The organism is Methylosinus sporium, from assembly GCF_003113265.1.
Classification (GTDB): Bacteria; Pseudomonadota; Alphaproteobacteria; order Rhizobiales; family Beijerinckiaceae; genus Methylosinus; species Methylosinus sporium.
Window position 1 is genome coordinate 167,831 of sequence record NZ_PUIV01000004.1, and the last position, 12,207, is coordinate 180,037.

A 12,207-nucleotide genomic window follows, 5' to 3' on the forward strand; every position below is an offset into this window, starting at 1 on the left:
GCGTTCAATTTGCTCGCCTGTGCGTTCATGGCGAGCCCACTCCGAACACCCAGGCGAGCACGCCCTTTTGCGCGTGGAGGCGATTTTCCGCCTCGTCGAAGACGACAGATTGCGGGCCGTCGATGACCTCGTCGGTCACTTCCTCGCCGCGATGCGCCGGCAGGCAATGCATGAAGATCGCGTCCTTATTCGCCGCGTCCATCAGCTTGGCGTTCACCTGGAAGGGCGAGAGCAGCGCATGGCGGCGCGCCTCCTCCTCCTCGTCGCCCATCGACACCCAGCAATCGGAGATGACCGCGTCGGCGCCGGCGACGGCCTCGAAAGGATCGGCGGTGAGATTCATCCGCACGCCATTGGCGCGCGTCCAGGCGATGAGCTCGTCGCTGGGCGCGAATTCCTTCGGCGTCGCGACATTGATGGTGAAATCGAAGGGCTTGGCCGCATGGACCCAGCTCGCCAGCACATTATTGGCGTCGCCGGTCCAGGCCACTGTGCGCCCCTTTATGGGGCCGCGACGCTCTTCGAAAGTCAGCACATCGGCCATCACCTGGCAAGGATGCGAGAGCTTGGTGAGCCCATTGACCACAGGCACGCTGGAAAAACGCGCGAGCTCAGTGAGATCGTCATGCGAGAGAATGCGGATGACGATGGCGTCGACGAAGCGCGACAGCACGCGCGCCGTGTCCGCTATGGTCTCGCCGCGGCCGAGCTGCATCTCCTGTCCCGTCAGCATGATCGTCTCGCCGCCGAGCTCCCGCATGGCGAGATCGAAGGAGACGCGCGTGCGGGTCGAGGGCTTGTCGAAGATCATCGCCAGCGTCTTGCCGGCCAGCGGCTGGAAGCTCGAGCGCGCGCCGCGCACGCGCGCCGCCTTGATGGCGGCGGCGGTGTCGAGAATGCGTCGCAGCTCCGCGGCCGGAACTTGCGAAATATCGAGGAAGTGACGGACTCCCGTCAATGGCGTATGGGCGGTCATCGCGCAGCTCCTGCGCTCTCGAGCTTCACACAAGCGGCGTCGAGCCGCCGCGCGGCCTCGGCGAGCTCGCTCTCGCCGATGATGAGCGGCGGCAGCAGGCGCACGACATTGTCGCTCGCCGGAATGATGAGCAGCTTGGCCTCGCGCGCCGCGGCGGCGAACTCGACATTGGGAACGCGCGTCTTGAGGCCGAACATCAGCCCCTCGCCGCGCACGCTCTCGATGATGGCGGAATGGCGATCCTCGAGCTCGGCGAGCTTTTGACGAAAGAGCACGCCGAGGCCGGCGACGCGCTCGATGAAACCCGGCTCCAGCACGACGTCCAGCACGGCGTTGCCGACCGCGGTGGCGAGCGGATTGCCGCCATAGGTGGAGCCATGCGCGCCGACGGTCATGCCCTTGCCGGCCTCGGCCGTGGCGAGACAGGCGCCGAGTGGAAAGCCCCCGCCTATGCCCTTGGCCAGAGCGGCGATATCCGGCGTCACGCCGGAATGCTCGACCGCGAGGAAACGGCCGGTGCGGCCGATCCCCGTCTGCACCTCGTCGACGATGAGCAACAGGCCGAGCTCGTCGCAGAGCTCGCGCAGGCCGGCCAGGAAGCGCGGCGGAGCCGCGCGCACGCCGCCCTCGCCCTGGATCGGCTCCAGCAGCACGCCGGCCGTCTGCGGGCCGACGAGCGCGCGCACGGCTTCGAGATCGCCATAGGGGGCCTGATCGAAGCCGTCGGTCGGCGGGCCGAAGCCGTCGAGATATTTGGGATTGCCGCCGGCGGCGATGGTCGCCAGCGTGCGGCCGTGGAAGGCGCCCTCGAAAGTGATGAGGCGGTAACGCTCCGGCCGGCCTTCCACAGCATGGAATTTCCGCGCCGTCTTGATCGCGCATTCGACCGCCTCCGCGCCCGAATTGGTGAAGAAGACGAGATCCGCGAAAGTCGCCTGGACGAGGCGGCGGGCGAGGCGCTCGGCCTCCGGAATCTGAAAGAGATTGGAGACGTGCCAGGGCTTCGCCGCAGCGGCGGAAAGCGTTCCGACGAGATGCGGATGGCCATGGCCGAGCGAATTGACCGCGACGCCGGCGCCGAAGTCGAGATAGCGCTCGCCGTCGCTGGCCGTGAGCCAGGCGCCCTCGCCCCGCTCGAAAGCGAGATCGGCCCGCGCATAAGTCGGAAACAGCGCCGAAACCACCTGGCGTCTCCCCTCGGAGAGACCCCGCTCGCAGGCGCCGCGGACAGCGCCGGACCCATGCAGCGAGGGTCTATGCAGCGAGGGTCTGAAAATCAAAGTGCCGCCCTTCGGGGGCGGCAGCTTTCTCATGGAAACATTCTAGGTCCTCCCCTTGCGCCGGTCAAATCCGTTTCGCCGTGGCGGACGGCGCCGAGACTGCGGCGAAAGGACGGCGCTGGAAGGGCGGCGATCGTCGAGCGCCGGGGCCGCCCCGCAAAAGACCCGCGACGAGGATTGCGACGAGGCTCGCGAGGCGCCTCTCGAAAAGACGTTCGCGCGTGGCGAAATGCGGCGTCATACGTGAAATTCCATGCGATGCGACGCCCATAGTGAGTCTTTCGCGCAACACCGGCGCGGAATGATCGGCATTAGCTTGTGGGGAACGCCGTTTCGCTTGCCAGGGACTCTTGCGCGTGATTCAACTGGTAGAGTAGCGTTCGCGTCATCGCCCACGATATCTCGTGTGGCGCCTTCAATCGAGTGTGTGGTGCGTCTTGTCGACTCCGGCTTCGCCGGTTGCGCGAACGTTCGCCGATTCTCTCGGCTGAAGCCGGCTTAATCGAGGAGGACCTTTATGTCCTGGACCGACGAGCGCGTCGAGATGCTGCGCAAGCTCTGGAACGACGGCCTCAGCGCCAGTCAGGTGGCGGCCGAGATCGGCGCTGGCATCACGCGCAACGCCGTCATTGGTAAAATCCATCGTCTCGGCCTCGCCCAGCGCGCCAAGACGCCCCTGGCGGCGCGTCCGCGCGTCGCAAAACCACAACGTCCGCAGGCGCCTCCGGCGCGCGTGCATCACGGCCATGCGCCGGCCGTCATCGGCAATGTGGCGCTCGCCCTCGCGCCGCGCGCATTGGTGATGCCGGACGCCCGGCCGCAAGAGGAAGTCGTCATTCCAATGTCCGAACGCGTCACGCTGATGGAGCTCCGAGAGTCGATGTGCCGTTGGCCGATCGGCGATCCGACCTCCCCGGAGTTTCGCTTCTGCGGCGCGAAATCGCCGGGCGGCGGCGGCCCCTATTGCGGCTATCATTCGCAGATCGCCTATCAGCCCGTGCAGGATCGCCGCCGCGCGCGCGATCAGCTGCGCTCCGCCGCGCGTCTCGCCTGAGACGCGTTCGCAATATCAATCCGCGTTCCAGAAATAGTGCCAGACGCCATCCGCGCCGACGCCGATCCGCATCACCTTGGGACGGCCGTCGGCATTGGACGCCGCAAGATCGGCAAAGCGCACGCAGGCCCATAGCGCGCGCGCTTCCTCCTCGCTCGCCGGCGGCGCCGGACGCCGCGCGAAAGCGGGCCATTCATAGCTCTCGAACGGCCCGCGCGTGATGCGCAGAAAAGGCTGCGACAAGACGGCGCGCGCGATGGAGAGCATCTCGCGGCCCGCGCGGTCGAAAGAGAGCGACTTCAAGGTCTCGATCGGATCGGCGCCCGCCGGCCGCCGCGCGCCGCGCTCGAACAAGGGGCGCAGCTCGTTCCAGTCGATGGGAATGCGCAGCGCCTCTATGTCGCCGGTCGCGCAGGCGGCGAGGATCTTCTCGCGCAACGCCCGCGCCGGCGCGGGCAGAGCGGCGAGATCGCGCATCGGCTCGGAGAGGGTTTCGACCGCGGCTCTGCTCGGCTTTTTCACGCGCGCGCTCTGCGGGGCGCGCTCAATGGCGCAGGCCGCTCGAGAATTCGCCGTCGCGCAGGCGGCGCGGCAGGCGCTCCACGAATACCGCGACCTCCTCCTCGCCATAGGTGGCGACCAGCTCGTGCAGCGCCGCGGAGAGCGCCACATAAGCGAAGGAATCGCCTTCTATCCCGGCGAGCGCGGCTTCCGCGAAAGCCTCGGCGAGATAGGCGAGCGCCACGCGCCGTTGCTCGGAGCCGGCGACGTCGTCCAATGTGGAGGAAGGAAAGCCCGTCATGTGAACCACTCTAATCAACGGCGGCCGAACGCGCGAGACGTGTCCTTGCCGGAGGGTTAACGCCCTTGCGCGTATCCGACGTCAGGAATTACCGTAGCGATAGGCGATGTCATGGGCGATGCGGCCGCCCTCGTCGAGATAGCGCGAGATCGCCGAGCGCGCATTGGGCGTGCAGGAGCGATAGGTCGTCTCATAGCCGCGAAAGCCGCGATTGAAGGCGCCCGTCAGCTTCGACCGCCGCTGCCCGGTCTTGGCCTCCGCCTCCAGCAGCGCGCTCATTTTGACGCGCCAATCCTCGCCGTCTTCCGGGCCGCAGAGATCGCGCAGATAGGAGAGCGCCCCCAAAATCTCGGAAAGTCGCAGCAATTGCGGCTCGTAGGGCGGCGGCGGCCCTTCGGCGGCGGACGGCGGCGCGGCGGGCTGCGCCGGAAGCTGCTTGCCCGTCTGGGGCGTTTTCGCCGCGCTCTTTTTTTTCGGCTTGGACTGCGGCGGCGCTTGCTCGATCACGCGCGGGGCCGAATGCTGCTGGCCCCAGCCGAACAGACTTTGAAGGAAATCCTGGGCTCGGGCCGGCGGAGCGAAAACGCAACAGAGCGCGAGCGGAACGGCGAGCCTGAAGGCTCGCGGTCCGAGCCGCGACGTGGACCACGAGCGTTCAGGCTCGCTCGCCCGGACATATCCGTCATCTGACCAGCGTCTCATCGCTTCGCCGCTTTCTTAGACGTCAAGGATAGAGCCGCGACTTGGCCCAGCCGGCCCCGCCACGCAAAAATTGCACGCGCTCATGCAGGCGGAAAGGCCGATCCGCCCAGAATTCGAGCGCGACCGGAACGATCCGATAGCCGCGCCAATGCGGCGGCCGCGGCACCTCGCCGAGCCCGAAGCGCGCGGCCTGGAAAGCGACCGCCTTCTCGAGCGCGAAACGGCTCTCCAGCGGCTGCGACTGGCGGCTGGCCCAGGCGCCGATGCGGCTGTCGCGCGGGCGGCTGGCGAAATAGGCGTCGGCCTCGGCCTCGGACACGAGCTCGACCGGACCGCGCAGCCGCACCTGGCGGCGCAGCGATTTCCAGTGGAAAAGCGCCGCCGCCTTCATCGTGGCGGCGAGCTCGCGGCCCTTGGCGCTCTCGGCGTTGGTATAGAAAGTGAAGCCGGATTCGCCCCAATCCTTCATCAGAACCATTCGGGAATCCGGCAGGCCGGTCTCGTCCACAGTGGAGAGCGCCATCGCTTCGGGAACGTCGGGCTCGCTCGCCTTCGCCGCTTCGAACCATTCGCCGAACAATGCGTAGGGCTCGGAGGCCTCGCAGAAGTCACTCTGTGTTAACTCCTTCACGGGAAAATCCTCAGCTGCCGCCCGAGCGAAGGCGGTTGGTCCTGGTGGTAAGGCAGCGCATTGCACGACCTGCGAGACACACATAACGCCGCCGCGGCCGCTTCTCAAATCGGCCTCGCCGAAGCGCGCTCGGCCGCTGTTCGCCTGCTCGCGATCGCCCTCGCGGCGGCGACGCTCGGCGGCTGCTCCTTCGCCATCCCCGGCGGCGAGCCGGCCCCGGCCTGGAAGAATGTCGGCGACGATGTGACCGGCTCCATTCCGCACAAGACGACGCCCACGCTCTCCTATGCGCTGGACCAGGAGGACTGGCGGCGCGCCAGCGCGGCGCTCGGCGTCGCGCTCGATCCTCAAGGCGCCGGCGCGACCGTCAATTGGGACAATCCCCAAAGCCATGCGCGCGGCTCCTTCACGCCGGTCGGCCAGCCCTATCCGTCCGACGGCAAGGTCTGCCGCGCCTTTCTGGCGGAAGTCGGGACCAAGGACAAAAACGAGCAGCTCCAGGGCACCGCCTGCCGCGACAAATCCGTCGATTGGGCGCTGATCGACGTGAGGCCCTGGCGCAAAGCTTAGAATCCGACCTGCGGCGCATCCTTGCGCGCGGCAGCCTCTTCTCCCAAATAGACATGTCGGACATGAGCGTCCGCGCCGCACGAGGCGGACGCCACGATGGGCTTTTGAAGAAAATGCGCGATCCATATGACGTCCTGGGCGTCGCCAAGACGGCGAGCGCCCCCGAGATCAAAAAGGCGTTTCGCAGTCTCGCGAAAAAATACCACCCGGACCAGAACAAGAACGACCCCAAGGCCAAGGAGAAATTCGCCGAGGCCAATTCCGCCTATGAGATTCTCGGCGACGAGAAGAAAAAGGCGCAATTCGACCGCGGCGAGATCGATGCCGAAGGCAAGCCGCGCTTCACCGGCTTCGAGGGTTTCGGTGCGGGACCGGGCGGCGGCTATCGCGGACAGCGCGGCCCCGGCGGGCCGGGCGGGGCCGAGCATTTCGAATTTCATTTCGGCGGCGACGCTCCGGGCGGCGGCCGCGCCGGCTTCGACCCCTCGGATATCTTCGCCGATCTCTTCGGCGCCGGCGGCGGCGCCCGCCGCGGCGCCCGCGCGCCGCGACGCGGCGAGGATGTCGCGCTGCAAGTGACGATCTCGCTGGCGGAGGCGGTGAAAGGGGGCAGCACGCGCGTCTTTCTGCCCACCGGCCGCACGCTCGACGTGAATATTCCGGTCGGCATAGAGGACGGCAAGCAGATCCGCCTACGCGGCCAGGGCCACGCCGCCCCGCCCGGCGGCGAGCCGGGCGACGCCATCGTCACCGTGAAGGTCGCGCCGGACCCACTGTTCACGATTGCCGGCCGCGATCTGAAGCTCGACCTGCCGATCGCCTTCTATGAAGCGGTTCTCGGCGCCAAAGTCGCGGCGCCGACGCTCTCCGGCCAGGTGGAACTCACCGTTCCGGCGGGCTCCAATGGCGGCCGCGTTCTGCGCCTGCGCGGCAAGGGCCTGCCCGCCGCAGACGGCAAGCCGGCCGGCGACCTCTATGTGACGCTGCGGGTCGTGCTGCCCGAAGGCGCCGATGCAGAGCTCGAAGCCTTCGCGCAGAAATGGCGCACGGCCAAGCCTTACGATCCGCGCAAGGGCATGTGAGAGAGGGAAAACCGGGGGCCGCTACGCCCCCGCTTTCCCCGCGCAGGCGAGCGCGAAGGCCCATTCCAGCGCCACTTCCTCCAGCCGCTCGAAACGGCCCGAGGCGCCGGCGTGGCCGGCTTCCATATTGGTGCGCAGCAGAACGGGACCGCCGCCGGCCATGCGCTCGCGCAGGCGCGCGACCCATTTCAGCGGCTCCCAATAGGTCACGCGCGGATCGGTGAGGCCGGCGAGGGCGAGAATCGCCGGATAGGTCTTCGCGCCCACATTGTCATAGGGCGAATAGGAGGCGAGCCGATCATAGGCCGTGACGTCGGCGATCGGATTGCCCCATTCCTCCCATTCGGGCGGCGTCAGCGGCAGGTCGTCGCGCAGCATGGTGCTCAGCACATCGACGAAAGGAACGCCGGCGATGATTCCCGAAAACAGCTCCGGCGCCTGATTGGCGATGGCGCCCATCAACATGCCGCCGGCGCTCGCGCCTTGCGCGACGATTCCGCCTCGGCTCGCATAACCCGTCGCGACGAGATGGCGCGCCACAGTGATGAAATCGGAGAATGTGTTGGGCTTATGCTCGAGCTTGCCGTTCTCGTACCAGCTCCAGCCCTTGTCCGTGCCGCCGCGCGTATGAGCGAGCGCATAGACGAAGCCGCGATCGACCAGCGACAGCGCATGAGGATCGAAGCTCGCCGACAGCGGATGCCCATAGGCGCCATAGCCGTATAGAAGGGTCGGCGCGCCGGCGCCGGGCGTGAAATCGGCGCGATGCAGCAGAGTGACCGGAACCTCCGCGCCGTCGGCGGCGCGCGCGAAGAAGCGGCGCGTCACATAATTTTTCGGATCATGTCCCGAAGGGATTTCCTCGCGCTTCAGCAGAGTGCGGGCGCGCGTGCGCATGTCGTAATCATAGGTCTCCTCCGGAGTCGTCATGGAGGAATAGGTGAAGCGCAGCGTGTCCGTGTCGAATTCGAGGCCGGGCAGAAGATAGAGCGCGTAAGCCTCCTCATCGAAGGCGATGGCGTGCTCCTCGCCGCCCTCCAGCGCGCGAATGAGAATGCGCGGCAGGCCATTGGCGCGCTCCACCCAGACGAGATGACGCGCATAGACAGTGCCGACGACGATGAGCCGTCCCGCCACATGCGGAACCACCTCGCGCCAATCGGCGCGCGTCGTGGTGGTCAGCGGCGCGCGAAAAATCGCGAAATCCTCGGCGCCGTCGGCGTTGGAGCGAATGTAGAGATCATCGCCATGCGACTCGACGTCATAGCGCAATTTGGGCTCGCGCTTGGCGACGAGGCGGGGCTTTGCGTTTTTGTCGCGCAGATCGACGAGATGGCATTCGCTGGCGTCATGGCCGCGAATGGAGACGATGGCGAAGCGCCCGCAGCGGCTGCGATCGAGCGAGACGAACCAGGCGGGATCGAGCTCCTCGACGATCAGCGTGTCCGCGCTCGGATCGGCGCCGATATCGTGGCGGAAGACTTGCGCGGTGCGGTGATTGTCGTCGACGCGCACATAATAGAAGCTGTTGGAATCGGCGCTCCAGACGAGCGAGCCGTCCGTATGCGGGACGACATCGGCGCGGTCCTTTCCGTCGGAGAGCGCGCGCGTGCGGATCGAATAATATTCCGAGCCCTTGTCGTCGACGCTCCAGGCGAGCTGCGCATGGTCGGGCGAATGATCGATCTCGCCGATATCGAAGAAATGCTCCTCGCCCGCCTCCTCATCGCCGTCGAAGAGGATCGTCTCCGCGCCGCCGTCGCGCTTCGTGCGGCAATAGAGCGCATGCTCACCGCCCTCGCGATAGCGCTCGAAATAGGCGAAAGGCCCGTCCGGCCACGGCGGCTCGCTATCGTCCTCCTTGATGCGGCCGCGCAGCTCCGCCTGCAGCGTCTCGCGGAGCTTGCCCAGCGGGGCGAGGGCTTGCCCGCAATAGGCGTTCTCGGCCCGCACCAGCGCGGCTATATCCTCCGGCAGCGTCGCGGGGTCGCTCAGCACGTCCCGCCAATTCTCCGCCGCGAGCCAGGCGTAAGGGTCGTCGAGGACACGGCCATGGGTCACGCGCCGGCTCTCCCGCTTCTCGGCGGTCGGCGGCGTCGCGCCGGAAAGGGCGAAGGCGGTGGGATTGTCGGCGGATGCCGCCATTGGCTGACTCCTCGCTGGTGGCGCGCCCGAAGGCTCGCAAAGCCTCGGGAGCCGGAGAATAGAATTGGGGCGCTTCGATGTCTCGACTTCCTGCGCCGTGGCTGATAGGCATAGCGCGCGACGCAGGCCCCGGCGAGGGGCCGCGCCGCTCTTGCCTTCGCTTTCGGCCGTCGCGCCGGGAGCGGACAAAAAATGCCTGGGCGCAAACCCGGGCGTGGTGGAAACATCGGTTGGGGCAATGAGCAACGCGACGCTCGACGGCAAATCCATTTCTTCCGAAGACGCCTACGAAAAAGCGGCCGAAATCCTGCAAGCCGCGAATTTCCCCCTCGTCGCCGGTCTCGGCGCCGATGTGGCGGGAGCCCAGGCCGCGATCCTGCTGGCCGAGCGGCTGAGAGGCGCTTTCGATCATCTCGCCTCGCGCGATTCGCTGGCCGACCTCGAGGTCGTCCGCTCCGCGGGGATTTTCGTGACGACGCCCAATGAGGCCCGCGTGCGCGCCGACCTCGTGCTGCTGGTCGGCCCCGGACTGACGGGCTATTGGCCGGCGATCTTCGATCGCCTGGCGCTCGACAAGGAGACCGTCCACGGCGGCAAGACCGCGCGCCGCGTGATCTGGGTCGGCCCCAAGCGGGGCGAGGCCAAGATCGATGGCGTCGAGGTCGAGACCATTCCGGCGACCGAGGCCGAGCTTCCCGGGGTTCTGGCGGCGCTGCGCGCCCGTGTCGGCGGGCGGCCCGTGGCGCTTCCGGCGGCCGCGGCCAAAAAGCTCGACGCGGCGGCCGAGGCGCTGAAATCGGCGCGATTCGGCGTCGCCGTCTGGTCGGCGGCCGGGCTCGATTCGCTGATGGTGGAAATGCTGCAGGGCATGATCACCGAGCTCAACGCCACGACGCGCTTCACCGGCGTGCCGATCGGCGGAAGGGGGAACGCCACCGGCGTGCTGCAGACCTCCGCCTGGATGACCGGCTTTCCGCCGCGCACGGGCTTCGGCCGCGGCTATCCCGAGCACGACACTTGGCGCTTCGAGGCGAGCCGGCTCGTCGAGAGCGGCGAGGCCGACGCCGCGCTGTGGATTTCCGCCTATAGCGGCGAGGCGCCGCCGTGGGAGGATGTCGATATTCCGCTGATAACGCTGGGACCGCCGGGCTCGGCTCCCAAGCATGGCCTGTTCATCGCCGTCGGCAAGCCGGGCGAGAATTACGACGCGGTGGAATTCGCGCAGGAGACCAGCTCCATGGTGCTGCGGCGGGCGAGCGCGCCGGCCGAGCTGCCGACGGTCGCCGAGGCGATCGCCGCCATCAGCGCCAAATTTTCGGAGGATTTGCCGTGCTGATCCGTCTGCGCGGCGGTCATGTCGTCGATCCCGCGACGGGCGTCGACGGCGTCGCCGACGTCTATTTCGAGGATGGGCGGATCGTCGCTCCGCCGCAGGGCCGCGAGCCGGACGAGGATTATGACGTCGCCGGCCATATCGTCATGGCCGGCGCGATCGACATCCACTCCCATATCGCCGGCGGCAATGTGAACTCGGCGCGGCTGCTGCTGCCCGAGATGCACCGCTCGATCCGCGCGCGCCTCGACGGAACGCCGCTCGCGACCGCCAAATGGTCGACCTTCGAGACCGGCCGCCTCTATGCGCAAATGGGCTTCACCACTGTGGTCGAGCCCGCCGTCGCGCCGCACCACGCGCTGCAATCGCATTTGGAGCTCGGCGACGTTCCGATCATCGACAAGGGCGCGCTGACGGTGCTCGGCAATGACGACTTCCTGCTCGCCGTGCTGCGCGAGCGGGAGAGCGAGACCGCCATCGCCGATTATGTCGCGCAGACTGTTCAAGCGACGGGCACGCTCGGCCTCAAATGCATCAATCCCGGCGGAGCCGACGCCTTCAAGCAGAATATGCGCGCCTTCGGCCTCGACGAGATCGTGCCCTTCTATGGCGTGACCTCGCGGCATATCTTCAAATCGCTGCAAAAGGCGACGCAGACGGTCGGCATTCCGCATCCGCTGCATCTGCACATGAACAATCTCGGCATCGCCGGCAATATCGACACGGCGCTCGCGACGATCGACGCCGCCGAGGGCCTGCCGATGCATCTCGCCCATGTGCAATTCTACGCCTATGGGCTCGAGGGCAAGAACGCCTTCTCCTCCGCGGCCCCCGCGCTCGCGGCCAAGATCAACGCCAATAAGAACATCACCGTCGACGTCGGCGCTGTGATGTTCGGCGACACGGTGACCATCTCCTCCGACGTGCTGCGCCAGTTCAACAGCCTGTCGGGCGCGATCCCGAAGAAGGGCGTCATCTTCGACGGCGACGCCAATGGCGGCGGCGTCGTGCCCTACGCCTATCGTATCTCCAATTATTACAATGCCATACAATGGGCGGCGGGCCTCGAGCTGTTCCTGCTGATCGAGGATCCGCTGCAGGTCTTCTTCACCACCGACCATCCCAATGGCGGGCCGTTCACCACCTATCCGGAGCTGTTCGCGCTGCTGATGAGCGCTGAGCTGCGCGCGCAATGGATGGAGCGCCTGCCGGCCGATGTGCTGGAGATGACGTCGCTCCCGTCGATCAAGCGCGAATATACGCTCAATGAGATCGCGCTCATGAGCCGGGCCGGACCGGCGCGCCTCTATGGCTTTACCGATCGCGGCCGTCTCGGCGAAGGCGCCGTCGCCGATATCGCCGTCTATAAGCCGCAGAAAGACAAGGCGGGAATGTTCCGCAACGCCGCCTATGTGTTCAAGGATGGCGAAAACGTCGTGCGCGACGGCGTCGTGACGCGCTACACCAAGGGCAAGACGCTGCGCGTGCGCCCCGGCTACGACCGCGCGATCGAGAAGCGTCTCGACGCCTATTACGACGAGCTCTATGGCCTCTCGCGCTCGATCTTCGACGTGCCCGAGGCGGCGCTCGCCGGCCGAAGCGTCTATGCGGAGGTCGCATGCCGCAATTGAT

12 protein-coding genes are annotated in these 12,207 nt (G+C 67.0%); 5 read left to right on the forward strand and 7 right to left on the reverse strand.

Features of this window, described 5'->3' with window-relative positions:
• Window positions 1-25: 25 nt before the first annotated feature.
• Both argF and C5689_RS04890 read right to left on the reverse strand, forming a co-directional pair.
• A complete protein-coding gene (argF, locus tag C5689_RS04885) occupies window positions 26-976 on the reverse strand; it encodes an ornithine carbamoyltransferase (RefSeq protein ID WP_108916143.1) in 951 nt (316 codons plus the stop codon).
• A complete protein-coding gene (locus tag C5689_RS04890) occupies window positions 973-2,160 on the reverse strand; it encodes an aspartate aminotransferase family protein (RefSeq protein WP_108916183.1) in 1,188 nt (395 codons plus the stop codon). The genes argF and C5689_RS04890 overlap by 4 nt, the downstream gene beginning before the upstream one ends.
• 613 nt (window positions 2,161-2,773) lie before the next feature.
• Here C5689_RS04890 and C5689_RS04895 point away from each other — a divergent pair.
• Window positions 2,774-3,310, forward strand: a complete 537-nt coding sequence (locus C5689_RS04895; protein WP_108916144.1) for a GcrA family cell cycle regulator — start codon at window positions 2,774-2,776, stop codon at window positions 3,308-3,310.
• A gap of 15 nt (window positions 3,311-3,325) precedes the next feature.
• On the opposite strand, the gene C5689_RS04900 is transcribed toward C5689_RS04895, so the two are convergent.
• The 4 genes from C5689_RS04900 to pdxH form a co-directional block, all read right to left on the reverse strand.
• On the reverse strand, window positions 3,326-3,832 hold the full coding sequence (locus C5689_RS04900; protein WP_244594590.1) for a hypothetical protein: 507 nt from the start codon (window positions 3,830-3,832) through the stop codon (window positions 3,326-3,328).
• Window positions 3,833-3,854: 22 nt separating this feature from the next.
• A complete protein-coding gene (locus C5689_RS04905; RefSeq protein WP_108916145.1) occupies window positions 3,855-4,112 on the reverse strand; it encodes a hypothetical protein in 258 nt (85 codons plus the stop codon).
• 81 nt (window positions 4,113-4,193) lie between these two features.
• Entirely contained in the window at window positions 4,194-4,619 is a 426-nt protein-coding gene (locus C5689_RS04910) for a TIGR02301 family protein (protein WP_244594591.1), read from the reverse strand.
• Between the two features lie 217 nt (window positions 4,620-4,836).
• Entirely contained in the window at window positions 4,837-5,445 is a 609-nt protein-coding gene (pdxH, locus tag C5689_RS04915; protein WP_108916147.1) for a pyridoxamine 5'-phosphate oxidase, read from the reverse strand.
• A gap of 60 nt (window positions 5,446-5,505) precedes the next feature.
• Between pdxH and C5689_RS04920 the strand changes: the two genes are divergently transcribed.
• Together C5689_RS04920 and C5689_RS04925 are read left to right on the forward strand one after the other, a co-directional pair.
• Window positions 5,506-6,015 carry an RT0821/Lpp0805 family surface protein gene (locus C5689_RS04920; protein ID WP_108916148.1) on the forward strand — a complete coding sequence of 170 codons (510 nt, stop codon included), beginning with the start codon at window positions 5,506-5,508 and terminating at the stop codon, window positions 6,013-6,015.
• Between the two features lie 113 nt (window positions 6,016-6,128).
• Window positions 6,129-7,097 (forward strand): DnaJ C-terminal domain-containing protein, encoded by a 969-nt coding sequence (locus tag C5689_RS04925; protein WP_108916185.1) that lies wholly within the window; start codon window positions 6,129-6,131, stop codon window positions 7,095-7,097.
• Window positions 7,098-7,118: 21 nt separating this feature from the next.
• Here C5689_RS04925 and C5689_RS04930 read toward each other — a convergent pair whose 3' ends face one another.
• The gene (locus C5689_RS04930) at window positions 7,119-9,242 is read right to left on the reverse strand and encodes a S9 family peptidase (RefSeq protein ID WP_108916149.1); all 2,124 of its coding nucleotides are present in this window, start codon (window positions 9,240-9,242) and stop codon (window positions 7,119-7,121) included.
• Window positions 9,243-9,480: 238 nt separating this feature from the next.
• Here C5689_RS04930 and C5689_RS04935 point away from each other — a divergent pair, with 238 nt between their 5' ends.
• Both C5689_RS04935 and C5689_RS04940 read left to right on the forward strand, forming a co-directional pair.
• Window positions 9,481-10,578: a molybdopterin-binding domain-containing protein gene (locus C5689_RS04935; RefSeq protein WP_108916150.1), complete on the forward strand. Its 1,098-nt coding sequence runs from the start codon at window positions 9,481-9,483 to the stop codon at window positions 10,576-10,578.
• Complete coding sequence (locus C5689_RS04940) at window positions 10,572-12,206, forward strand: formylmethanofuran dehydrogenase subunit A (protein WP_108916151.1); 1,635 nt, start codon at window positions 10,572-10,574, stop codon at window positions 12,204-12,206. The genes C5689_RS04935 and C5689_RS04940 overlap by 7 nt, the downstream gene beginning before the upstream one ends.
• Window position 12,207: the final 1 nt, after the last annotated feature.

Coding starts and splice junctions, on each gene's coding strand:
- argF (WP_108916143.1), bottom strand. CDS start 976: ATGACCGCCCATACGCCATTGACGGGAGTCCGTCACTTCCTCGATATT.
- C5689_RS04895 (WP_108916144.1), top strand. CDS start 2,774: ATGTCCTGGACCGACGAGCGCGTCGAGATGCTGCGCAAGCTCTGGAAC.
- C5689_RS04905 (WP_108916145.1), bottom strand. CDS start 4,112: ATGACGGGCTTTCCTTCCTCCACATTGGACGACGTCGCCGGCTCCGAG.
- C5689_RS04925 (WP_108916185.1), top strand. CDS start 6,129: ATGCGCGATCCATATGACGTCCTGGGCGTCGCCAAGACGGCGAGCGCC.
- C5689_RS04930 (WP_108916149.1), bottom strand. CDS start 9,242: ATGGCGGCATCCGCCGACAATCCCACCGCCTTCGCCCTTTCCGGCGCG.
- C5689_RS04935 (WP_108916150.1), top strand. CDS start 9,481: ATGAGCAACGCGACGCTCGACGGCAAATCCATTTCTTCCGAAGACGCC.